Consider the following 20,337-nt stretch of genomic DNA (forward strand, 5'->3'; position numbering starts at 1 on the left):
CGAAGGGCCGGCTCATAACCATCTTCTTGTTGGCGGCATTCTTCGCCCTTTCCGCCTGCGATGACTCGTCGTCGGCTAGTTCCGATGAAACAAGTGTTTCCTGTTCATCGGTAGAGTCGTCTGATTCGGAAGAGTCGTCATCGTCTGTTGACAAGAAGTCGTCTGGCAATGAATCTACAGAAAAAAACAAGTCTTCCAGTAGTGTCAAGGGTTCAGAGCCTGCCGATGTATCGAGCAGTTCCGCGAAAGAAACAAAGAATTCATCCGACTCCAAGAGTTCCAGTTCTGTGAAGTCCGATGACTCATCCAGCAGCAACAAGGACAACTCTAGTTCATCGGTGAGCTCGTCTTCAAGCAAGAACCAAAGTAGTAGTTCTTCCGTGAAACAATCAAGTTCTAGTTCAAATGTTACTCAATCGTCAAGCAGTATTGTAAAAGGGGAGTACTTTAATCCAAGTCTCTCATATAGTGAGTTTGAAGATGATAGAGACCATCGTGTTTACAAGTATTTGACTATTACAGGGGAAAATCAAAAAGGTGAACGCGCTTCTGTTACCGTTATGGCTGAAAACTTGAATGTTGGCGAAATGATTGATGGAACGTTGAATCAGTCTAACGAATCTAAAATTGAAAAATACTGCTATAACAATGATACTGCGATTTGCTTGACTTATGGTGGACTTTACCAATGGGCGGAAATGATGCAATTGCCGAGCCGTTGTAATACAGAAAGTTGTGCAGATTTGATTCACGAAAACCATCAGGGAATTTGCCCGAAGGGTTGGAGACTTTTAACATACGACGACTTTTATATTGTTGCACATGCTGATAAAAACAAGAATGGTGTTTCTGATGTTCGGGCAACATTCTTTGGCGGCTTGAATTATAGTGGATACACCTTGATTGGAGCTGGAGAGAATTGGAATAAAAAATTCAAAAGTTTGAATGAACATACGTATTGGTTTTATCCAGAAGAATCAGATGAATACAAAAATGAAGGTGCTTGGGCGGGTTCTCAAAGTCGAACTTCTACGGGCGTCGGAAGATCTCAACAATATAAAACACAGGGCTTTTCTGCTCGTTGTGTAAAGGTTGAACAAAAAGATTAGACTCGTTTACAATTTTTTTAGGAGCTTTCAATGTCCAAGAAAAACAATAAAACAAAATCCACCTGTAATAATTTCAAAATCGAACAACTCGAACCTCGTTTGATGATGGATTTTGCGGTATAGATTCCACATTCCATATTTCACATTGCTTGGTTTGTGGGTGGTGAAAATTTTTACAGGAGATAACGGTATGAAGTGTGTCAAGGGTCTTGGTTTCTTGTGGGTGGCGGTGCTCGCGGCATTCTTCGCCCTTTCCGCCTGCGATGATTCGTCGTCTGCCTCTAGCAATGGACCGGATGAAAGTGCGACCGTTGATTCCTCGTCTTCAATTTGTAAGGATTGTGATGATGGGGATAGATCGAGTAGTTCTAAGAAAGTAGAATCCTCTGATAGTCAGAGTAAGGATGCTTCGAATGATGCAAAATTGAATAGTTCATCTTCCAAAAAAGGAAATGCTACAAATAGTTCGTCGTCTGAAAAAAATACATCGAACTCATCCGCAGATGTATTAAACGGTAATTGCCAAGATGGTGACACAAAATCAAATCTTATTGCTGATGTTGCCATGGCATATTACCATTGCGAAAATGGTATGTGGGTAAGGGACTCCCTTGTAGTGGTTGTAGACACTTCTGAAACGTGGATTCCCAGGCCGAATCTCGACAGCGTGTTCAACCCCGATGTGGAATACGGTGAATTTAAGGATAAACGCGACGGGAATGTGTATAAGACGATAACTTTTGTTGACGGGTATGGTGATACTCGGACGATGTTCGCCCAGAACCTGAACTACGGCACATTTGTGAAATTGGGTGAGAATTCCGATGCAGAGGTGCAGAAGCACTGTTACGATGATGACGAATGGTATTGCGACCATTATTTTGGTGGACTCTACACGTGGAGCGAAACCTTTGGTTTCCCGAGAGCCTGCGATACCATACCCGTAGGGACGAGTCCTGCGTGTCCTGATACTGTTTGGTACGATCCGGATCCGGATGTTAATAACGATGGATGGAAAAGCATCATACACAAACAGGGAATTTGTCCTGATGGGTGGCATATTCTAACTTATGATGAATGGAATGCTGCCATTGGACAAACTGTGTTGTGGCGAGCATTATCTAAAGCTTCTTGGTGGTATGAAAAAGATGCAACCAATCAGGCCGGAATTTCTCTTTTAGCAACTGGGTATATTGACGAAAAAACATTCAAATATAGAGGTGAACAAACTGAGTTCTGGTATAGTGTTCATGCAGGTTATGGTGTTGATATGTTAGGAACGGATAAGGCTAAAGGATTTCGTATTTATACTGATGAAAAATACATAAAAACGGCTACTTTGACTAAAGTTGCTTACTATCCCAAAAAAACGGCCTTTCCTATCCGCTGTGTAATGGATAAGGAATAAAAAAAAGGGGTTCAATATGTTCAATGAAAATAAAAAGACTGCAAAAAGGGTTTGTATGAAAAATAAAGTTAAAAAGGATGTTAATCTTTACCGAATTGAACAACTTGAACCCCGCATGATGATGGACTTTGCGGTATAAATTCCACATTCCATATTTCACATTGCTTGGTTTGTGGGTGGTGAAAATTTTTACAGGAGATAATGGTATGAAGTGTGTCAAGGGTCTTGGTTTCTTGTGGGTGGCGGTGCTCGCGGCAATCTTCGCCCTTTCCGCCTGCGACGATTCTTCGTCGGCTAGTTCCGATGAAACAAGTGTTTCCAGTTCATCGGTAGAGTCGCCTGATTCGAGTGTCACCCTGAGCGGAGCGTCAGCGGAGTCGAATGGGTCTAGTAACGAAACCAAAGACAAGTCATCGAGTAGTGAGAATAAGTCTAGCAGTTCCACAAAAGAACCAAAAGTCTCTTCTGATTCCAAGAGCTCCAGTTCCATAAAGTCAGGAGATTCTTCTAGCAGCAAGAAGGATGTATCTAGTTCGTCGGTGAGTTCATCTTCGAGTGAAATAACCGACTATGTTGGGTTGCCCTGTGAAGGCATACTTTCAGATGGAAATACGGGAAAAATATATTTGTGTGTGGATGGACGATATGTGCTTTATGTGCCTACGGAAAGTTCCAGTTCTGGGCCCTATGAACCGTTCGACCAAACTCTGCCTTTGAAAAAGTTTGAGGAAGAGCGCTACAAGACATTTACTGACTCGCGCAATGGCCGTGTCTATTATTACCTGACAATCATGGGCAAAGATGAAGATGGTGTCAAGGATACCATAGACGTTATGGCACAGAACTTGAATATCGCCGATGTCACCTTGAAGGCTGGCGAAAACATGACCGACGACACGAAAATCGAACGCTACTGCTACAACGACGACACCACCAAGTGCGACCGTTACGGCGGCCTTTACCAGTGGGCAGAGATGATGGGTTTCAATGACAGCTGTAATACTAAGAGTTGTGCCGACCTTATACGGCCAAACCACCAGGGAATTTGCCCAAAAGGCTGGCGTTTGATGACGCGGCATGATTTTGAAGTTGCCCGAAGCAGTACGGAATACGGGGTCTATGGCTTGCGTTCTGAATATAATTTTACAGGAAACAATGAAAGCGGACTTTCTCTTACCGGGTCGGGCAGGTATTTCTACCAAGAAAGATATGAATATATAGATGATAGCTTCTTTATGTTCTATCCCAAAGAGTTGTATGATGGGACCGTGGTTAGTAGTCAAAATATTTCGCGTGATTCAGACGGGTCTGCGCTTTCTGTGGAGTCCAAACTTAACGCCCTTTCCGTCCGTTGTGTCAAATTAAAATAAATTTCAACAAAGACATCCAAGATGAAAAACAAGTCTAAGAAATCTTCCAAGAAGAACTCTCAAAATAATTTCAATATTGAACCCCTTGAACCGCGCCTACTCATGGCTGCCGTCAAATAGTCATTCCACACCCCACACTACACATTCCACACTGGAATCGCGTTAGGGGGCGTCGCACCGCCACGCGGTGGCGAGACTTGCGATAGATCCTGCTCCTACGAACCTAACTCAACTAAGGCAACAAGTTGCCAAGTTTCGTATATCGACTTCGCCCTGACGGGCTTCGCTCAGGATGACGCATCGCAAGGCTCGATGAGCCGAGGGTGCTCGGCGAGCAGCACCCGACCCGGCCCCAGGCCGGGGAACGCCCATAAGAAAACAGATTTAGGTTATTGTCCTTATATTCCCGAATATATGAAATGGGGTGTTTGCTTTTTTGTGCAAAGAAAGGTATATTTTAGAAGAGGATTTCGATGGAACGCTTGAAGATATATTTGGACAACTGTTGCTATAATCGTCCTTACGACGACCAGTCTCAACTAAAGGTCAGTTTAGAGGCTCAGGCTAAATTGGAAATCCAACAGCAGATTCGTAATGGGGTGTTCGATTTGGTCACGTCGTATATTCTCGTTGCCGAAAATGCGGCCAACCGATTTGAGTCGAAAAGGAACGATATCCAGGATTTTATAGATACTTACACGCATACGTATGTGAGTGAAAATGTTGATGGACAAGTAAAGTCTCTCGCAAAGGAAATTACGGCGACTGGCGTTAAGTTGATGGATGCGTGTCATGTGGCAAGTTCAATTATAGCAGAATGTGATTATTTTTTGACGACCGACAAGCGCTTACTTAAATATCAAACCGATAAAATCAAAATCCTTAATCCCATGACTTTCATTCTTGAAGTGGAGGAAAACCATGAGCCCTAGTTCTGTCGATGTCATTGAAAAAGGAATGCGTTGCCTAAGTGAAAACATGGGTGCAATGGAGACCGAACTCTTTATAGCAACCCTGTTGCGAGAGCGCTTTGATTATACAAAGTGGCGTTCTTCTTTGGTGGACAACGTCAAGACATTTGATGATTTGGACAAGTTTGTCCAGTCTTCCCGTGGCGTGATGAAATTTTCGGGAAATCCGAAAGTAGTCTTGTAAGAGATTTCTTTATTAATGCTGGTTTCGTTCTGTTCGTTACCTCAAGGATTCCGATTAACCCGCCGATAAACAATCATTCCACACCCCACACTACACATTTCACACCCGCTTCTGCGTTAGGGGGCGTCGCACCGCCGTGCGGTGGCGAGACGCGCAAGCGGCTCGATGAGCCGACTCCGGATCAGGTCCGGGGTGACGAGAGGCGAGCAGCACCCGACCCGGCCCCAGGCCGGGGAACGCCCTGTTTTTACATTAGGCAGACTACAGGTTGTCCAGAATTCTCAGCATTTCCGCAGGGGTGACGACTTTCGGGTGTTGCGGAAAATGCTTCTGGTTGCCCGTGACCAGAAAGGTTTCATCGGTCTTGTTCTTCTCCATGGCGACCTCGAAAAACACCACGTCTTTCGGATCGGGAAAATCGCCAACGAGAGTTTCAACGGCAGCAAGGTTCACGCCGATGGATTTCAGGCGAGAAATCAAGAAATCCACGGTTTCTGTTGGAAAATGAAACTTCTTGCGCGACAGGACTTCTTCGTATTCCTGTAAAATGGAATCGTTGAAAACGGGAATAATCTCGTGGGCGTAGGTCTGTTGAACGACCTGCCCAGGAACGGAATCCCACCGCAAAAGCGCAGAAACTAGCACGTTGGTGTCAATGACGGCGTAGCACTTCATTTGCCTGCCCGCGCCTGTGCGATTTCGGCGTTGATTTCTTCAAGGGACATGTCGGCGACTCCTGCATCGGCGGCGGACTGTGAAGCCTGCTTCATGGCTTCAAGGACATCGTCGGGTGCGGTCGGGCGGAGTTTCATGCTGAAAGGAATGCCGTTTTCGAGAATGGTGCGGGCAAGGAACATTCGGACGGCTGTCGGCAGGTCTATACCGAGTCTTTCGAAAATACTCCCTGCTGCGGAACGGGTCTTTTCGTCCACCCTGACTTGTAGCAATGTGCTCTGCATGGCATACCTCCGTATTTACAAAATATACAAATGTATTCTGTGTGAATGCAGATGACTTTAATATTAATATATAATTTTTAAGGCTTTATAGGTTAATTTTCTCAAAAAATACGGAGAAATTAGCCCATTTCAGGACCCCCACACTACACACTGAAATCGCGTTAGGGGGCGTCGCACCGCCACGCGGTGGCGAGACGCGTAAGCGGCTCGATGAGCCGACCCCGGATCAGGTCCGGGGTGACGAGAGGCGAGCAGCACCCGCCCCGGCCCCAGGCCGGGGAACGCCCAATAGTGGGCTAAACTTGCTTTGTGGCTAAAGTTTCGTTCAGGCTGCCGCTGCGGAAGCCCTGAAGGTCAAGCGAAATGTAGGTAAATCCGATTTTCTTGAAGGCTGCGAGAATCTGGTCGCGCTTTTCTAGAACCTTGTTGAAATCTTCGGGCAACACCTCGATGCGTGCGAGGTTGCCGTGCAGGCGCACGCGGAACTGCTTGAAGCCCAGTTCAAAAAGCAGTTGCTCCGCATTTGATATCATGGAAAGCTTTTCCCGGGAAATGGGTTCTCCGTAAGGGATGCGGCTTGCGAGGCAGGCGAAGGAAGGCTTGTCCCACGTGGGTAAATCCAGTTGGCGCGAAAGTTCGCGGATGTCTGCTTTTGTGAGCCCGCATTCCAGGAGAGGGCTCCTGATGCCTAGTTCCTGGAGGGCGCGCATTCCCGGGCGGTAATCGTGAATGTCGTCGGCATTGCTGCCTTCGCAGACGGTTGAAAATCCTGCGGCTTTTGCGCATTCTGTAATTTTCGAAAACAGGTTGCGCTTGCAGAAGTAGCAACGTTCCCTGGAGTTTTCGGCAAAGCCTTCTACCTGCATTTCGTCAACTTCTATCAGCTGCTGCGGGATTCCGTGCAACTTGCAGAACTCTCGGGAAAATGCGATTTCGCGCTCGGGGACCATTCCCGCCTGGACGGTGTAGGCGACCATGTTGCTGCCCAGTGCGTCGTGGGCGACTTTCGCAAGGAACGTGGAATCTACGCCGGCAGAAAATGCGATGGCGACGCGGTCCATTTCGCGCAAGAGGTTTTTCAGTTTTTCAAACTTTTGGCTCAAGCTTTCCATGTAAAGTAAAATACAAAAATTGCGGCTTGGCAATTCACTTTTAGTGCAGTTTCTTCTCGATCGCTTTCTGGATTTCGCGGATGGGAACGCCCGCCTTGTCGGCGCATGCTTTCAGGTCGTCAAATTCGGGTTTGATTTTTTCGATGCCGCCCAAAACGGATTTCTTGACGCGAACCTTGCCAAATTCCGTTTCGACTTCGAAGGTGCTGCGGGCCATGCAGGTGCGTTCTACGGGGAAACGGCGTACGCCGACGGTCGATGTATGCAAGAAAATGGCTTTCTCTACGGCGGCCAAGTGCTCGCTGTCGGCGAGGGCGCACAGGAGAGTGCCCATGCGGTTTTTCTTCATGTAGCAGGGGATAAAATGGACGTCGCGGGCCCCCGCCTCGAAAATTTTATCCATGGCGTAGCCCAGTTCTTCAGGAGTGGAATCGTCAATATTCGCTTCAATCTGGAAAACGTTGCAGTCAAGAGCCGCGGACCCCGTGGTACCGGATGTTGCGTCGCCGCATTTGTCGCCTGCGGAGTCCTCGATGATTTGTGCCCGCAAGAAGTTCGCTCGCCCGAAATCACGCTTGCCGAGACCCACGCCCGATTTTAAAATTTTGTAGCTTGCGGGGAGGCTTTCGCTTGTCCGAAGGGCCGCCACGATGCCTGCTCCCGTTGGGGTGACCATTTCGCCCTTCGTTTCGGTGATGTGAAGCGCGATGCCCGCAGCTTCTGCAATGTGCGCTACCGCCGGGACGGGAATCGGGAGCATTCCATGTTGCGTTTCTACAAAGCCAGAGCCTTCGTTGAGCCCTGTAACGATGAAGTTCTCTATGCCAAGGTCATCGGCAAGGACGGCGACCGCCAAGATATCGACGATGGAATCGACGGCACCCACTTCATGGAAATGAACTTCTTCTACGGGCACGCCGTGCGCCTTCGCTTCGGCTTCGGCGATGATGCGGAAAATCTTCTTTGCGGTTTCAAGGGCGCGGGGCGTGACTGTCCCTGCATTTGCTGCGCGGTCCAGAATCTCGTAAACCTCGGACAAGTGCCGATGCTCGTGATGATGGTGCCCGTGTTCATGGTGATGATGATGCTCTACATACCCTTCTTCGTGAGAATGCACGTGGTCTGCGTCGTGGTCATGGACATGCACTGCAAAAGAAAGCCCGCAATGCTGTAACTCTTTGAATTCTCCACATGGACGTGGACGCCTTCTAGGCCGAGCCCCGCAATCGCCGCATCCAGTTTTTCGCGTGATGCCCCAAGTCCAAGAAGTGCGGCAACCGTCATATCGCCGCTGATACCGCAAGATCCATCAAGATAGAGATATTTCATCATTTTACCTTCAACATTCTAAATGCGGCGATGGCCGCCCCGAAACCGTTATCGATATTTACCACCGTCACGCCCTCGGCGCAGGTGTTGAGCATGGTGAGCAGCGCGCTAATCCCGCCGAAAGATGCCCCGTACCCGACCGATGTAGGCACGGCAATCACGGGCGCTTTCACGAGTCCGGCAATCACGCCGGGGAGCGCGCCTTCCATTCCGGCAACGGCGATAACTACCGAAGCCTTGCGGATGTCCTCTACCTTCGAAAGCAGACGGTGTAGCCCCGCAATCCCGACGTCGTACTGGCGCAAGACTTTTACGCCGTTAAATTCCAGCGTCTTGGCGGCTTCTTCGGCGATAGGCAGGTCCGCAGTTCCTGCGCAACATACGGCCACGGGCCCGAGTTTTGCAACCGTTTGCGCAGCCTTGCCGCCGGAACGCCCGCGATTCTGCCTGGCAGGCGTTTCATCTGCTAGCGAAATCGTCCGGGAAAGTTCGTCGTAGCAGATTTTCTCACCTGCATTTGCGATGAATTCCGCCTGTTCCTTGCTGCATTTGGTCCCTAATACGCGGCAGCCTTTGTCCCGGAACTTTCTAAGAATTTTCAGGAGCTGTTCCGACGTCTTGCCCGCGCAATAAACGGCCTCGCTGGTGCCTGTGCGCGATTCGCGACTCACGTCCAGCTTGGCAAAACCGAGGTCTTCAAAGGAATCTTTTGAGACAAACTTTTTCATACTTCTAATATATCACTTAGAGTTGGCTCTAAGGAAAATAAATTTTTCTAAAAATCAATAAGGTTTCCAGTTGTCGGCGTCTTTTTCTGCGCCGACCTGGAACTTGGAAGTGGGGGCTGCAAAATCGATGTCGTCGGCCGCGGGGGAGTCGGTTTCGGCGAGGTCTTTTGCGGATTCGTTCGTCGCAGCGGTCTGCGCAGGCACAGATTCCGTCGCGGTTGCGGTTGAATCTCGCGGTGCGATGTTCGGGGCGTTTTCAGGGTGGACTTCTTTCAAGGCGCGCCCCTTGTAACGCCTGGCTGCTAGGAGACCCGCTTCGAAGAGCAGGTACGTCGGGACTCCGAGCAACAATTGGCTAACAACATCGGGGGGCGTGAGGAGGGCCGCTAGCACAAGGATTGCCACCACCACATAGGGGCGCTTGCTGCAGACGGTCTCGTAATTCACGATGCCCGCGCGGATAAGGGCGTAGGTCACCAGCGGGAACTGGAACATGCATCCGAACGCGAGCGAAAGCCAGAGTGCGAGTGTTACCAGGTTAGAGACGCCGAATACGGGTTGCAGGGTGGTACTTGCAAAGCTCATGCCGAACTGCACAATCAGCGGGAAGCAGACGACAAGGCAGAAGGCGACGCCTGCGATAAACAGCCCGCTGGTCATGGCCACGATGGAGCGGATGAATCGTTTCTCGTTGTCGTATAGGGCGGGGAGCACGAACTGCCACATGTTCCAGGCGATGTAGGGCGAAAACAGCACGCAGTCCAGGAGAGCAGAAATCTTGAGCTGCAGCAGGAACACTTCCATCGGGGAAAAGTAGTGGAGCGTGACGCCGCCTTGCAGGGCGATTTGCTTACAGAACCAGTCCAGAACGTAGGGCGAAACAAGGAACAGGGGCACTATGCCGATGGCAAGGGCGATAATAGAACGCAAAAGCGCCCGTCGGAGCGCTTCCAAATGCGAAATCAGCGTATCCTCTTGATCCTGCTTGGTAGTCATAGTGATTAGTGGTTGACTTGTAAACCAAAGTATGTCACTCTGGAGCGAAGCGATAGAGTCCATGGATCCTATCGACACTTCGTGTCTCCAGGATGACATTGGCTCAACCACTGCTTACTATTTCTTATCTTCTGCCTCGGCGGCTTTTTCCACCGTCTTCTGCAGGTCTTCGGCTTCTTCCTTTAGGGCGTCTTTCGCCTTCTTGTACTCGTTCTGGGCCTTGCCCAAAGAACGTGCAAGTTCAGGAATGCGCTTTGCCCCAAACAAAAGGAGCACCACGACCACAATCAGGATTATTTCTGGAATTCCAAGGGACATATTTTACCTGCCTTTTCTTAGAAATATAACATAATCCGCGACGGTGACGAGAATTTATCTACGGTGCCGTCGCGAACTAGGCTACAGTTCGATAATCCTGTATTTGCGGTTACCCATCTTCAGTTTTTCCATGGCGGGCAGCTGGTGCAGGCCCTCGCGGGTCTCGATGCGTTCCTTGAGGTCGTGCAGTTCCTTGGGCGGGAGCTTGTAAACCATGTCGACGCTTGCCTGGTCCACCGCCACGATGTCTGTGGAAGCGAGAATGCCGATGTCGCGGCACTTGGGTTCCGCTGCAGAAAGCCCCGCGCAGTCGCAGTCTACGGACATGCGGCGCAGCACGTTGATAAAGCAGATGTGACCCTTGAAAAAGTCACAGGTTGCCTTTGCGGAATCGGCCATGGTTTCCATGAACAGGGCTCCGCTGGTTTTCCAGCCTGCCGTGCCGCCCGGTTCCATCTTGGTGGGGCCGCCCTTCACGTATTCGTGAATCATCTTCTTGCCCAGGCGTCCGCCCGCGCAACCGATGGCGATGTTCTTCATGGAACCGCCAAAACCGCCCATGGCGTGGCCCTTGAAGTGTGTCAGCACGATCATGGAGTCGTAATTCTTGATGTGTGCACCCATGGACATTTCCTTGAAAATGAGGCCGTCCTTTACGGGAAGCATCACTTCGCCATCTTCGTCCATGATATCCACGTCGCAGAAGGTCCAGCCGTTCACCTTGAGGGTTTCGCGGTGCTGTTCGGTAGTGTACCGGTCGCCTTCGTACCAGGTGTTGGTCTCCACAATCTTGGAGTTGGGAACCTGTGCCTGGAATTCCTTGACCCATTCGCGAGGCAGGATATTGGGGCCGTTCTTTTCGCCGGTGTGGAGCTTGATGGCCACGCGTCCGGTAATGCCCTCGTTGATTTTCTTGTACAACTTGATGAGGCCGGCGGCACTCAGGTCCTTGGTGAAATAGACGTTGGAAACGTCCTTTCCGGGTTCCTTCTGTTCCATGGATTTCCCTTTCGCGAAAGCGGGTGTGAATACGGCGGAAGCGAGTGCTGCTGCGCCTGCGGTTTTTAAAAAGTCTCTTCTGTCCATAGTTTACCTTGAGCCTGTCATTCTGGAGAACCGAAGGTTCGATAGAATCCAGGCAGTTGCTTATTTAGTGGTTAGTGTGGACCTCGGCCTTGGCGAGGGTTTGGGCCTTGTACTTGCGTGCGATAATCATCACCGCCCATACGGACGTGATAAATGCCGACATGGCAACGCCTACCGTTGACATTTCCCGCACCATCTCGGAAACACCTTCGGGGCTTGTGGCAGCGGTAAAGAAGGGATAACTCCACATGAGTTCTCCGTTCATGACATGGTCGATAATTAGGACGCCAGTCACGAGCCAGAGCATACGGGCAAGCAGGCGCAGGCTTTTATAGAAGGGTTGCGGACCGCCAGAAACCGCGGCTTCAAGGTTTCTGGATTCACTTTTAGACTTGTCGGTCTGCTGCAACACGAGGGTTGCGATGGTGGTGACGACCGCTTCGGCCATGGGCACGACAAAACAGGCCATAAAATCTCCTTTTGAATAAGTTCTATAAGAAATATAATACTTAGAGTTTACTCTAGGTGTTGAGTTTTTGTGAAAAAAGTTGAAAAATTTAATTTAGAGTTGGCTCTAACTCTATCATTTGGGCGAAAATATTTATATTTTGTAAATATGAGTTACTCCATAGGTGATGTCGTCAAGAAAACAGGACTTTCGGCCTATACCCTGCGCTATTACGAAAAAGAGGGCCTGCTTCCCTTTGTCAAGAAGAACGCCTCGGGCGTGCGGGCCTACAGCGACGAAGACCTTCGCTGGCTTACCATGATTGAATGCCTCAAGGATTCGGGACTGCAAATCAAGGAAATCCGCCAGTACATCGAGTGGTTCAACGAGGGCGATTCTACGCTTTCCCAAAGGCTGTCCCTTTTTGAAAACCGCCGCAAGATTCTTGAAAAGGAAATGGCCCGCCTTACGGTGGTCATGAACAAGATTCGCTACAAGGAACTGCTGTACCGGGAAGCCATTCGGGTGGGGAACCTGGAAATCGCCACCAACGAAAAGCGGTTCATGCAGCTGAAGAAAAAGTTGTTCGAATCCCCGGACGATTTTGACAAGTAGAATTTTAATAAAGAAACATTTTTCATAACAAAGGAATTTATCATGAAGGTCGTTTTATTCAATGGTAGCCGTCGCGAAAAGGGTTGCACCTACACGGCTCTGAACCTGGTGGCTGGCGAACTCAAGGCCGCTGGCATCGAGACGGAAATCTTCTTTGTGGGTGGTCGCGTGCTGAAGGGCGAAACCGATGCCGTGGTTCACGAAGCCAAGGAAATCCTTAAAACTGCCGACGCCGTCGTTTACGGCTCCCCGGTCTATTATGCATCCCCGAGTGGCGAGATGCTGATGTTCTTGGACAGGCTTTACGGCATTGCCGAAGCGGAACTGCTCTTTAAGCCCGCCGCAACGGTTGCTTCTGCCCGCCGTGCCGGCACTACCGCAACGCTCGACGCCCTGAACAAGTACCCCACCTTTGCGCAACAGCCCCTGGTGACATCTCGCTATTGGAACATGGTTCACGGTTCCAGCCCGGAAGATGTGCTGAAGGACGATGAGGGCGTGCAGATTATGAAGGAACTGGGCCGCAACATGGCGTGGATCCTGAAGAGCATCGAAGCGGGCAAGAAGGCGGGTGTCGTGCAGCCTATTGCCGAAAAGAAAATCTTCACGAACTTTATCCGCTAGAATGGGAACGATGCGCTTGCGTTTTGCAAAGAACAAGAAACTCATGATTACGGCGATTATCTTATCTGTACTTTTTATTTTGGGAGATGTGGGCGTGTTGTTCTTATCGCAGGCAAGTTTCGGGCGCATCCCGCAGGGCAAGCGCCTTGAACGTATCAAGCAGTCGCCGAATTACGACGGAAAGCAGTTCATGAACGAGGTAGAAACCGTCACCATGACGGGCGACAGGAGCGTATTTGCCGTTTGGAAGGATTTCCTGTTCGGAGACAAGAGTCAGACCGTTCCCGACACCGCATTGAACGTCATCAAGACGGACCTGAAGTCGCTACCGCAGGACCGCGATTGGATTGTGTGGTTCGGACATTCCTCGTACCTGCTTAATTTATCCGGAAAGAAAGTGCTGGTGGACCCGGTTTTTTACCAGGGTTCGCCGGTGAGTTTCGTGAACAAGATGTTCAAGGGAACGGACGTCTACAAGCCCGTCGACATGCCGGATATTGACTACCTGGTGATTTCGCACGACCACTGGGACCACTTGGATTACCGGGTGGTGACGGAACTGGAACCCCGCGTAAAGCGCGTGGTGACTGGCCTCGGCGTGGGCGAGCATTTTGAATACTGGAAGTATCCCGTTGAAAAACTTACGGAACTCGACTGGTGGGAATCTGTTGACCTGGGCGAAGGCTTTAACGTGACGGCGACTCCGGCAAGGCATTTTTCGGGCCGCGATCTTCACCAGAATAAGACTCTGTGGGCGTCGTTCGCGTTCAAGTCTCCTAAGCGCACAATTTGGATTGGCGGCGATTCGGGTTATGGCCCGCACTTCGAGAAAATCGGAAAGAAATTTACCGACATCGATTTGGCGATTCTTGAAAATGGGCAGTACGACAAGGATTGGTCGCTTATCCACACCATGCCGGAATACCTGGGCAAGGAAATGGTGGAACTAGGCGCGAACCGCTACATGACGGTTCACCACTCCAAGTTCTGCCTGAGTAAGCATTCGTACACGGAACCGCTGGAAAATGCGAAACGCGCCGCCCAGGAATCGGGCAAGCCCGTGCTCATGCCGCAAATGGGCGAGGTCGTGTACCTGGAATAAATTACAACTCGTGATAGTACGGGCAGATGTTTTCGTAATGCCCGTCCTTCATTCGAAAACCTTTCGGAATGGTTCCGAGCTGGACAAATCCGAGGCGTTCGTACAGGTGTCGCGCGTGCGTGTTGCTTTCGACGACGGCATTAAACTGCAAGACTCCGAAGCCATGCTTTTTAGCTTGTTCAAGACAGTCCTTCACCAGCTTTTCGCCGATATGCTTGCCCCTGGATTCCGAAGCGACTGCGTAGCTCGCATTTGAAATGTGCCCGCAACGGCCCACATTGTTCGGGTGAAGAATGTATAGCCCGAAAATCTTGTCGTCCTCAACCGCAACGGCGCAGTAGGTCTGTGCGGTAAAGAACTGCTTGCCGCTTTCGGGTGTGAGCAAGTCCTCTTGCGGGAAGGCGATGCCGTCTTCGACCACCTCGTTCCAGATGCGGATCATTGCCGTAAGGTCCGCTTCGTTGTACTGCCTGATAACCATAAAATAAATATAGTTATTCATGGGACACAATTTTTTTCATAACCCTTTTTTCTATTTTTTTATATGATGAACAAAATGACAAACATTATTTTTTCTGTACTCCTGGCTTTTGCTGTGGCAACCGTCTATGCAGTCGATGTTTCTGCACCGTCAGGAGCAACGCGTAACCTTACAGCAAATGACTTCTTGCCACACCAAAATAGCGCAAAGGAATTCAACGAAACATGGAGCTACCAGTTTGTATTTGACAACGGCACCCGTGCTTTTGTAAACTACTCCACGCTATATGTTCCGGCGTCCGGCAAAAAAGTTGGCTGCGACCTGACCTTCTGGAATTTCAAGAGCAAGACCCACGCCGTCGGACGCCAGTATCCTCCGGAGCGCCTGAAAGTTCTCAAGGAAAAAACATCCATCGATATCAAAGGTGAATATGCGATGGAAGGCAAGCCCGGCAAGGGCCACCGCGTGTATTTTACCGCCGACAAGGAGGGAAAATTTTTCCTGGATTTGACATTTGAAAGCGCCGAACAGGGCAAGGTCAACGGAGACGGCATCTGGAAAGTCGGCAACGACAAGTTCGCCCAATACATCCATATTCCCTATGGCCGTGTCTCGGGCCGCATCGGCTACAACGAAGACACCATCGCCGTTAAGGGATACGCCTACATGGACCAGACCTGGCAAACGGTACAGGCAACGGATCTCACCATTCGCTCGCTGAATTTCAGCACGAATGCGAGGAACCCGATGTTCGCAGGACGCATCTCGCTCACCAAGGACGGGAAGTCCTTCGGCTATGCGCTCTACAACGACGGAAACGGTTCCAAGGTCGTAATCCCGGCAAGCATCAAGGAAGGCGAAGAAACCTACAACGGGAAGAAGTTCCCCAAGAATCCGCTCGCCATTGAATGGAAAGAAGCCTCCCCCATGCTCAGTTTCCCCGTGAACAAGACTTACCAAAAAGCAAGCCTCTTGGACAAGGTAGACGGTTGGATCGCGAAAAAGGCGATGAAGATGGCAGCCGGTGGCGAAGTCCTGTTCTACCGCGGCCGTAGCGATGGAAGCAACGGCAAAAAAATTGACTGGACGGTCACAGGAGTGAAGGACTAATGACCAAGTTCCGCCCCTGCATAGACCTGCACGACGGCCGCGTAAAGCAGATTGTCGGAAGTTCCCTCTCTGACAGCGGAGAAGGACTCAAGACGAATTTCGAGACCGATCGTTCCCCAGCCTGGTTCGCCGAGCTCTACAAAAAAGATGGAATCAAGGGCGGGCATGTAATCATGCTCGGAAAGGGAAACGACAAAGCGGCGAAAGCAGCCCTCGCGGCATACCCCGGAGGACTGCAGGTCGGAGGCGGAATCAACGCCGAAAACGCTCGCGAATATATCGATGCGGGCGCATCGCATGTTATTGTGACAAGCTGGATTTTTCCAGAAGGCAAGCTCGACCGCGAAAGGCTCGAACTGCTATCGGCAACCGTAGGCCGCAAGCATCTCGTCCTTGACCTGAGCTGCAAGCGCACAGCCGACACGTATAGCAATGCAAGGCCCCGTTGGAAGATAGCCATTAACCGTTGGCAAACGCTCATCGATATCGAGATTACGGCAGAGACGCTAAACGACCTTTCGCACTATTGCGACGAATTCCTAATTCATGCCGCCGACGTGGAAGGAAAGCAGCAAGGCATGGACGATGAACTTATCGTTTTCCTAGCAGAAAACAGCCCTATTCCCTGCACCTACGCGGGGGGAGCCAAGTCACTTGCCGACCTTGAACATTGCAAAAAAATTTCTAACGGAAAGATTGACCTCACCATCGGATCGGCCCTTGACCTTTTCGGTGGCAAAGGAGTAAAATATGAAGACTGCGTCAGGTTCAACAAAGCTTAAGGCGACCGACGCGCTGGATTCGCGCCCCCATATCTTCGGGCGCACTGTCACGAGCACCTTCAGGAAGATGTTCAGTTTCAGACACCAGCCCCCAGGAAACCTCCGCACCGGCTTGATTCCGCCCGTAGTATTCTTGGCGCTCCTCGTAAACGTTCCCAAGCTCCTTAAGCTACGCTTCTATTTAAAGCAGGAACGCAAAAAGCGTCCCGCCGACGACGTGCGCATCCTTTTCTACTCTGACAACCTGGACGAGACAAACGGAATCGCAAACAACCTGAGAAACGTGATTCCCTACATGCGCGCCCACAACATGAAGGCTTTCCTTGCGGGAAGCGCGTTCAACACGCGCCCCTGCGGTGTCGTCGAAAACAGCTACTGCATTTTGCTTCCGCGCCTGTTCAGCATGGAACAGCTCGGGTACGCGAACAGCGAACTCGCCATTCCGCGCATAGGCCCCGTTCTACGACTGCTCAAACGCTACCCCGTCGACCTCATCGAACTTGAGACGCCGAGTCCCGGTGCCTGGCTCGTATGCTTCTGTGCAAAGGTTGCGGGCATCAAGGTATTCAGCCACTACCGCACCGACGTGCCCACCTACACGCGCACGCTTGTAAAGGCAAAGTGGATGTACTATTTCGTGCTTTGGCTCATGAAAACCTTCTATGGCATGACCAAACCCGTCGTAAGCCCCTGCAAGGACTACGCAGACATTCTCACCTCGCAACTGAAAGTTCCCAAGAACCAGGTCCAGATTCTACCCCGTGGACTCCCGCTCGAAAAATTTTCGCCCGACCTGCGCGGCAAAGGCGTGTGGGAACAGTTCAACGGCACCGCAGCATCGGCACAAGCCGAGCACAAGGTGCGATTCTCGTTCATCGGCCGCATCTCGAAAGAAAAGAACCTGGAATTCCTGAACAACGTGTGGAAAAAATTCGCTGCCAAGCACAATGATGTGGAACTCATGTATGTTGGTTACGGCTGGTATCTCGAAGAAATCAAGAAGTTCTTCGAAGGCGACAGCAGCGTGCACTTTGCCGGAGAACAGGGCGGCGACACTCTCGCAAGCCTCTACGCAGATTCAGACTTTTTCCTATTCCCGAGCGTAACCGATACTTTCGGAAACGTCGTGGTCGAAGCCATGGCGACGGGGACACCCGCCCTCGTAAGCGACTATGGCGGTCCCCACGATATCGTGATGGACAACGATGCCGGGCACATTCTCCCCATCGAAGAAAACGCCTGGCTCGATGCGCTGGAAGAAAGCCGACGTCTCTATCTCGAAGAACCGGAAGCATACCGGAAAATGCGCGAGACCGCATACGAACGCACGCGCAAATACACGATGCAGAGTTCCACCAGGGCTCAGTTCGAGTATTTCAGGAAACTGAAGAAAGAAGCCTACGGGCTATAAAAAGCAAAAGTATCGCCTAGCGGCCGCCGACGAGAATCTGATCGACCTTAATGCTCGGCTGTCCCACGGTCACGGGCACATGTCCCGAAGAGGCTCCGCAGACTCCCGCAGCCAATTCCCAGTCACTCCCGACCATGCTGATGCGCGGCATGATTTCGTGCCCCTTGCCGATGAGAGCAGCCCCGCGCACAGGTTCGCAAATCTTGCCATTGCGGATGACATAGCCTTCGTCGACCGCGAAATTGAACTCGCCCGTCGCAGGGTTCACGGAGCCGCCTGCCATGCGAGCTGCATAGAGACCATTGTCGACGCTCGCAATCATGGAATCGAGCGTATCCTTGCCAGGTGCGATAAACGTGTTTCGCATGCGGCTCACGGGCGCATACTTGTAGCTTTCGCGACGCGCAGACCCCGTGCGGGCAATCCCCACTTCGGCAGCGCCCACGCGGTCGCTCATGTAAGTTTTCAAAATACCATTCTCGATAAGAGTCGTGCGCTGCGTGGGCATCCCTTCGTCATCGAACTTGAGACTTCCCCACACGCCATCGAGCGTGCCGTCGTCAATGGCTGTAAGGCACGGTTGGCCAATAGCCTCACCGAGTTTACCACAGAAGGGACTAGCACCACGACGCACCGCTTCCGTTTCGAGCGGATGGCCGCACGCCTCGTGGAAAATTACACCACCAAAGCCGTTACCCATCACCACGGGCATCTGACCGCCTGCAATGTAGCCTGCATCGAGCATACGCACGACGCGTTCGGCACAGACAGTCGCCAATTCCTCCGGAGAGTAATTATCGAGAAGTTCGTAGCCGCCAAGTGCGCCCGGAGCTTCGTGCGTCGTCAATCTCTCGGTTCCATCCGTCGCCGTGACCGTTACGTTCACACGGAGACGAGAACGATCCAGAACGAGATTCAAGCCCTCGCTGTTCATGAGCGTTATCATGGAACAGGAATCCGTTACCGAAGCGCCCACCTGGACTACCTTGTCCGAAATTTCACGAGCAGCCTTGTCGGCACGGAAAAGAAAATCTTGCTTGACCGCCTGCCCAAGCACGCGAGGATCGCGGAACGCATCCGCATTGAAATCCGCCACGCGCTTCCGAGGTGCAAATTCTACAGGTTTCGCCGACATGCCGGCGATGCGTCCAAAAGCAAGCGTCTGCACCAATTTGACCAAAGCATCTTCGCTATCATCGCTCGTAAAGCCGTAAAGGACCTCGGTCCCGTACAAGAGGCGAATGCCGATACCGTATTCTGTCCCTGCCGTTGCAGTCTCTATATGGCGATCCTTGAGCCCGAGAGAGGAACTGCGGGTTTCTTCTTCGAAAATTTCGACAAAGTCGGCACCGGCAGCCTTGCCCGCCTCGAAAATTTTGACAGCGACTGACGGATTCACTTTAAACCTCGCCGTTCATCTTCTTGCGCACGGGGATTCCCGCCGCAAGCATTTCCTTCTTGATTCCAGGAACCGTGTAGTCGCCGAAGTGAACCATCGAAGCAACCAGCGCCGCATCGGCAGAAGTCTTGCGGAACAAGTCCACGATATGCGCCGGAGTACCAGCGCCACCGCTCGCAATTACAGGCACCTGCACGGCTCGCGCCACCTGGTCGGTGATGTTGAGTTCGTAGCCGTTGCGCACGCCGTCGGTATCAATGGCGTTCAGGCAGATTTCGCCTACGCCCAAATCTTCAGCCTTTTTCGCCCACTCGACAGCATCGATGCCCATCGCCTGGCGACCGCCACGGATATACACCTCGTAGCCGCTTTTGAACTTGTCCGAAACACCCACGAACTTCGCGTCCATGCCGAGCACCACGCACTGGCGACCAAACGCCTTCGCGCCGTCGGCTATGATTTCGGGATGCAGCACGGCAAGGCTGTTCACGCTCACCTTCTCGGCACCTGCGAGCAGGGCCTCGTGCATGTCGTCGAGGTTGCGGATTCCGCCACCTACGGCAAACGGAATAAACACGCGCTTAGCAATCTGGCGTATCATTTCCATGTCGCACGGGCGGTTCTCGGCGCTCGCTGTAATATCGTAAAAAACGAGCTCGTCCACGCCATCGGCACTATACTGCGCCCCCATTTCCACAGGGTCGCCGATATCGATATTGCCCTTGAACTTGACGCCCTTCGTCACCTTGCGGTTGCGGACATCGAGGCAAACAATCAGACGTTTTGTCAACATGG

27 protein-coding genes and 1 pseudogene are annotated in these 20,337 nt (G+C 51.2%); 13 read left to right on the forward strand and 15 right to left on the reverse strand.

Annotation, left to right across the window (positions count from 1 at the left end):
• Positions 1-358: pseudogene (locus tag B2952_RS08175) on the reverse strand (hypothetical protein); the annotation flags it as partial.
• Positions 359-380: 22 nt separating this feature from the next.
• Between B2952_RS08175 and B2952_RS08180 the strand changes: the two are divergent.
• From B2952_RS08180 to B2952_RS08185, 3 genes are all read left to right on the forward strand, one after another.
• Entirely contained in the window at positions 381-1,109 is a 729-nt protein-coding gene (locus tag B2952_RS08180) for an FISUMP domain-containing protein (protein WP_290728772.1), read from the forward strand.
• Positions 1,110-1,139: 30 nt separating this feature from the next.
• Positions 1,140-1,232 carry an LEPR-XLL domain-containing protein gene (locus tag B2952_RS14210; protein WP_366140415.1) on the forward strand — a complete coding sequence of 31 codons (93 nt, stop codon included), beginning with the start codon at positions 1,140-1,142 and terminating at the stop codon, positions 1,230-1,232.
• 67 nt (positions 1,233-1,299) lie between these two features.
• Entirely contained in the window at positions 1,300-2,517 is a 1,218-nt protein-coding gene (locus B2952_RS08185) for an FISUMP domain-containing protein (protein ID WP_290728773.1), read from the forward strand.
• Here the strand turns inward: B2952_RS08185 and B2952_RS08190 are convergent.
• Complete coding sequence (locus B2952_RS08190; RefSeq protein WP_290728775.1) at positions 2,489-3,007, reverse strand: hypothetical protein; 519 nt, start codon at positions 3,005-3,007, stop codon at positions 2,489-2,491. The two genes, B2952_RS08185 and B2952_RS08190, sit on opposite strands and share 29 nt — an antisense overlap.
• Positions 3,008-3,149: 142 nt before the next feature.
• Between B2952_RS08190 and B2952_RS08195 the strand changes: the two genes are divergently transcribed.
• The 4 genes from B2952_RS08195 (at position 3,150) to B2952_RS08205 (ending at position 5,042) form a co-directional block, all read left to right on the forward strand.
• Complete coding sequence (locus tag B2952_RS08195) at positions 3,150-3,887, forward strand: FISUMP domain-containing protein (protein ID WP_290781577.1); 738 nt, start codon at positions 3,150-3,152, stop codon at positions 3,885-3,887.
• A 21-nt stretch (positions 3,888-3,908) separates the two neighbouring features.
• Complete coding sequence (locus tag B2952_RS14215) at positions 3,909-4,007, forward strand: LEPR-XLL domain-containing protein (RefSeq protein WP_367280930.1); 99 nt, start codon at positions 3,909-3,911, stop codon at positions 4,005-4,007.
• 353 nt (positions 4,008-4,360) lie between these two features.
• Positions 4,361-4,819 (forward strand): type II toxin-antitoxin system VapC family toxin, encoded by a 459-nt coding sequence (locus B2952_RS08200; RefSeq protein WP_073054798.1) that lies wholly within the window; start codon positions 4,361-4,363, stop codon positions 4,817-4,819.
• Positions 4,809-5,042 (forward strand): hypothetical protein, encoded by a 234-nt coding sequence (locus B2952_RS08205; protein WP_073054800.1) that lies wholly within the window; start codon positions 4,809-4,811, stop codon positions 5,040-5,042. The genes B2952_RS08200 and B2952_RS08205 overlap by 11 nt, the downstream gene beginning before the upstream one ends.
• A 261-nt stretch (positions 5,043-5,303) precedes the next feature.
• Here the strand turns inward: B2952_RS08205 and B2952_RS08210 are convergent, their stop codons facing one another.
• From B2952_RS08210 to B2952_RS08255, 10 genes are all read right to left on the reverse strand, one after another.
• Positions 5,304-5,717, reverse strand: coding sequence for a putative toxin-antitoxin system toxin component, PIN family (locus B2952_RS08210; RefSeq protein ID WP_072810370.1), 414 nt, complete (start codon positions 5,715-5,717; stop codon positions 5,304-5,306).
• On the reverse strand, positions 5,714-6,001 hold the full coding sequence (locus tag B2952_RS08215; RefSeq protein WP_073116314.1) for a type II toxin-antitoxin system RelB/DinJ family antitoxin: 288 nt from the start codon (positions 5,999-6,001) through the stop codon (positions 5,714-5,716). Before B2952_RS08215 ends, B2952_RS08210 begins: the two co-directional genes overlap by 4 nt.
• 296 nt (positions 6,002-6,297) lie before the next feature.
• A complete protein-coding gene (gene larE / locus B2952_RS08220; RefSeq protein WP_290734477.1) occupies positions 6,298-7,113 on the reverse strand; it encodes an ATP-dependent sacrificial sulfur transferase LarE in 816 nt (271 codons plus the stop codon).
• Positions 7,114-7,153: 40 nt separating this feature from the next.
• Complete coding sequence (locus B2952_RS08225; RefSeq protein ID WP_290734475.1) at positions 7,154-8,230, reverse strand: LarC family nickel insertion protein; 1,077 nt, start codon at positions 8,228-8,230, stop codon at positions 7,154-7,156.
• Entirely contained in the window at positions 8,203-8,445 is a 243-nt protein-coding gene (gene larC / locus B2952_RS08230; protein WP_290734473.1) for a nickel insertion protein, read from the reverse strand. The genes B2952_RS08225 and larC overlap by 28 nt, the downstream gene beginning before the upstream one ends.
• Complete coding sequence (larB, locus tag B2952_RS08235; RefSeq protein WP_290734471.1) at positions 8,442-9,170, reverse strand: nickel pincer cofactor biosynthesis protein LarB; 729 nt, start codon at positions 9,168-9,170, stop codon at positions 8,442-8,444. Before larB ends, larC begins: the two co-directional genes overlap by 4 nt.
• Positions 9,171-9,224: 54 nt before the next feature.
• Positions 9,225-10,166 (reverse strand): twin-arginine translocase subunit TatC, encoded by a 942-nt coding sequence (gene tatC / locus B2952_RS08240; protein ID WP_290734469.1) that lies wholly within the window; start codon positions 10,164-10,166, stop codon positions 9,225-9,227.
• A gap of 117 nt (positions 10,167-10,283) precedes the next feature.
• Positions 10,284-10,484 (reverse strand): Sec-independent protein translocase subunit TatA/TatB, encoded by a 201-nt coding sequence (locus B2952_RS08245; RefSeq protein ID WP_290734467.1) that lies wholly within the window; start codon positions 10,482-10,484, stop codon positions 10,284-10,286.
• Positions 10,485-10,565: 81 nt separating this feature from the next.
• Positions 10,566-11,570 carry a DUF362 domain-containing protein gene (locus B2952_RS08250; RefSeq protein WP_290728792.1) on the reverse strand — a complete coding sequence of 335 codons (1,005 nt, stop codon included), beginning with the start codon at positions 11,568-11,570 and terminating at the stop codon, positions 10,566-10,568.
• A gap of 64 nt (positions 11,571-11,634) precedes the next feature.
• Positions 11,635-12,039, reverse strand: a complete 405-nt coding sequence (locus tag B2952_RS08255; RefSeq protein ID WP_290728794.1) for a hypothetical protein — start codon at positions 12,037-12,039, stop codon at positions 11,635-11,637.
• Between the two features lie 147 nt (positions 12,040-12,186).
• Here B2952_RS08255 and B2952_RS08260 point away from each other — a divergent pair, with 147 nt between their 5' ends.
• The 3 genes from B2952_RS08260 to B2952_RS08270 are packed head-to-tail and all read left to right on the forward strand — an operon-like array spanning position 12,187 to position 14,359.
• Positions 12,187-12,633 carry a MerR family transcriptional regulator gene (locus B2952_RS08260; RefSeq protein ID WP_290734465.1) on the forward strand — a complete coding sequence of 149 codons (447 nt, stop codon included), beginning with the start codon at positions 12,187-12,189 and terminating at the stop codon, positions 12,631-12,633.
• Positions 12,634-12,675: 42 nt separating this feature from the next.
• Positions 12,676-13,257, forward strand: coding sequence for a flavodoxin family protein (locus tag B2952_RS08265; RefSeq protein WP_290728798.1), 582 nt, complete (start codon positions 12,676-12,678; stop codon positions 13,255-13,257).
• Position 13,258: 1 nt separating this feature from the next.
• Positions 13,259-14,359, forward strand: coding sequence for an MBL fold metallo-hydrolase (locus B2952_RS08270; RefSeq protein WP_290781579.1), 1,101 nt, complete (start codon positions 13,259-13,261; stop codon positions 14,357-14,359).
• Position 14,360: 1 nt separating this feature from the next.
• Here B2952_RS08270 and B2952_RS08275 read toward each other — a convergent pair whose 3' ends face one another.
• Positions 14,361-14,840 (reverse strand): GNAT family N-acetyltransferase, encoded by a 480-nt coding sequence (locus B2952_RS08275; protein WP_290727016.1) that lies wholly within the window; start codon positions 14,838-14,840, stop codon positions 14,361-14,363.
• A gap of 63 nt (positions 14,841-14,903) precedes the next feature.
• On the opposite strand from B2952_RS08275, the gene B2952_RS08280 reads away from it, so the two are divergent.
• From B2952_RS08280 to B2952_RS08290, 3 genes are read left to right on the forward strand one after another with little or no spacing between them, the layout of a single operon-like run.
• Positions 14,904-15,950 (forward strand): hypothetical protein, encoded by a 1,047-nt coding sequence (locus B2952_RS08280; protein WP_290781581.1) that lies wholly within the window; start codon positions 14,904-14,906, stop codon positions 15,948-15,950.
• Positions 15,950-16,732, forward strand: a complete 783-nt coding sequence (gene hisA / locus B2952_RS08285; protein ID WP_290734463.1) for a phosphoribosylformimino-5-aminoimidazole carboxamide ribotide isomerase — start codon at positions 15,950-15,952, stop codon at positions 16,730-16,732. The genes B2952_RS08280 and hisA overlap by 1 nt, the downstream gene beginning before the upstream one ends.
• The gene (locus tag B2952_RS08290; protein ID WP_290734461.1) at positions 16,701-18,143 is read left to right on the forward strand and encodes a glycosyltransferase; all 1,443 of its coding nucleotides are present in this window, start codon (positions 16,701-16,703) and stop codon (positions 18,141-18,143) included. Before hisA ends, B2952_RS08290 begins: the two co-directional genes overlap by 32 nt.
• A gap of 16 nt (positions 18,144-18,159) precedes the next feature.
• On the opposite strand, the gene B2952_RS08295 is transcribed toward B2952_RS08290, so the two are convergent.
• The gene (locus B2952_RS08295; RefSeq protein WP_290728809.1) at positions 18,160-19,542 is read right to left on the reverse strand and encodes a TldD/PmbA family protein; all 1,383 of its coding nucleotides are present in this window, start codon (positions 19,540-19,542) and stop codon (positions 18,160-18,162) included.
• A 1-nt stretch (position 19,543) separates the two neighbouring features.
• Positions 19,544-20,335, reverse strand: coding sequence for an imidazole glycerol phosphate synthase subunit HisF (hisF, locus tag B2952_RS08300; RefSeq protein ID WP_173365178.1), 792 nt, complete (start codon positions 20,333-20,335; stop codon positions 19,544-19,546).
• Between the last annotated feature and the right edge of the window lie 2 nt (positions 20,336-20,337).

The sequence above is a fragment of the Fibrobacter sp. UBA7003 genome (assembly GCA_002449765.1).
Classification (GTDB): Bacteria; Fibrobacterota; Fibrobacteria; order Fibrobacterales; family Fibrobacteraceae; genus Fibrobacter.

Bases quoted from the DNA above. Each gene is read 5' to 3' on its own strand.
- B2952_RS14210 (WP_366140415.1), top strand. From the start codon at position 1,140: ATGTCCAAGAAAAACAATAAAACAAAATCCACCTGTAATAATTTCAAA.
- B2952_RS08185 (WP_290728773.1), top strand. From the start codon at position 1,300: ATGAAGTGTGTCAAGGGTCTTGGTTTCTTGTGGGTGGCGGTGCTCGCG.
- B2952_RS08190 (WP_290728775.1), bottom strand. From the start codon at position 3,007: ATGGAACTGGAGCTCTTGGAATCAGAAGAGACTTTTGGTTCTTTTGTG.
- B2952_RS14215 (WP_367280930.1), top strand. From the start codon at position 3,909: ATGAAAAACAAGTCTAAGAAATCTTCCAAGAAGAACTCTCAAAATAAT.
- B2952_RS08200 (WP_073054798.1), top strand. From the start codon at position 4,361: ATGGAACGCTTGAAGATATATTTGGACAACTGTTGCTATAATCGTCCT.
- B2952_RS08205 (WP_073054800.1), top strand. From the start codon at position 4,809: ATGAGCCCTAGTTCTGTCGATGTCATTGAAAAAGGAATGCGTTGCCTA.
- B2952_RS08210 (WP_072810370.1), bottom strand. From the start codon at position 5,717: ATGAAGTGCTACGCCGTCATTGACACCAACGTGCTAGTTTCTGCGCTT.
- B2952_RS08215 (WP_073116314.1), bottom strand. From the start codon at position 6,001: ATGCAGAGCACATTGCTACAAGTCAGGGTGGACGAAAAGACCCGTTCC.
- larE (WP_290734477.1), bottom strand. From the start codon at position 7,113: ATGGAAAGCTTGAGCCAAAAGTTTGAAAAACTGAAAAACCTCTTGCGC.
- larC (WP_290734473.1), bottom strand. From the start codon at position 8,445: ATGATGAAATATCTCTATCTTGATGGATCTTGCGGTATCAGCGGCGAT.
- larB (WP_290734471.1), bottom strand. From the start codon at position 9,170: ATGAAAAAGTTTGTCTCAAAAGATTCCTTTGAAGACCTCGGTTTTGCC.
- tatC (WP_290734469.1), bottom strand. From the start codon at position 10,166: ATGACTACCAAGCAGGATCAAGAGGATACGCTGATTTCGCATTTGGAA.
- B2952_RS08245 (WP_290734467.1), bottom strand. From the start codon at position 10,484: ATGTCCCTTGGAATTCCAGAAATAATCCTGATTGTGGTCGTGGTGCTC.
- B2952_RS08250 (WP_290728792.1), bottom strand. From the start codon at position 11,570: ATGGACAGAAGAGACTTTTTAAAAACCGCAGGCGCAGCAGCACTCGCT.
- B2952_RS08255 (WP_290728794.1), bottom strand. From the start codon at position 12,039: ATGGCCTGTTTTGTCGTGCCCATGGCCGAAGCGGTCGTCACCACCATC.
- B2952_RS08260 (WP_290734465.1), top strand. From the start codon at position 12,187: ATGAGTTACTCCATAGGTGATGTCGTCAAGAAAACAGGACTTTCGGCC.
- B2952_RS08265 (WP_290728798.1), top strand. From the start codon at position 12,676: ATGAAGGTCGTTTTATTCAATGGTAGCCGTCGCGAAAAGGGTTGCACC.
- B2952_RS08270 (WP_290781579.1), top strand. From the start codon at position 13,259: ATGGGAACGATGCGCTTGCGTTTTGCAAAGAACAAGAAACTCATGATT.
- B2952_RS08275 (WP_290727016.1), bottom strand. From the start codon at position 14,840: ATGGTTATCAGGCAGTACAACGAAGCGGACCTTACGGCAATGATCCGC.
- B2952_RS08280 (WP_290781581.1), top strand. From the start codon at position 14,904: ATGATGAACAAAATGACAAACATTATTTTTTCTGTACTCCTGGCTTTT.
- hisA (WP_290734463.1), top strand. From the start codon at position 15,950: ATGACCAAGTTCCGCCCCTGCATAGACCTGCACGACGGCCGCGTAAAG.
- B2952_RS08290 (WP_290734461.1), top strand. From the start codon at position 16,701: ATGAAGACTGCGTCAGGTTCAACAAAGCTTAAGGCGACCGACGCGCTG.
- hisF (WP_173365178.1), bottom strand. From the start codon at position 20,335: ATGTTGACAAAACGTCTGATTGTTTGCCTCGATGTCCGCAACCGCAAG.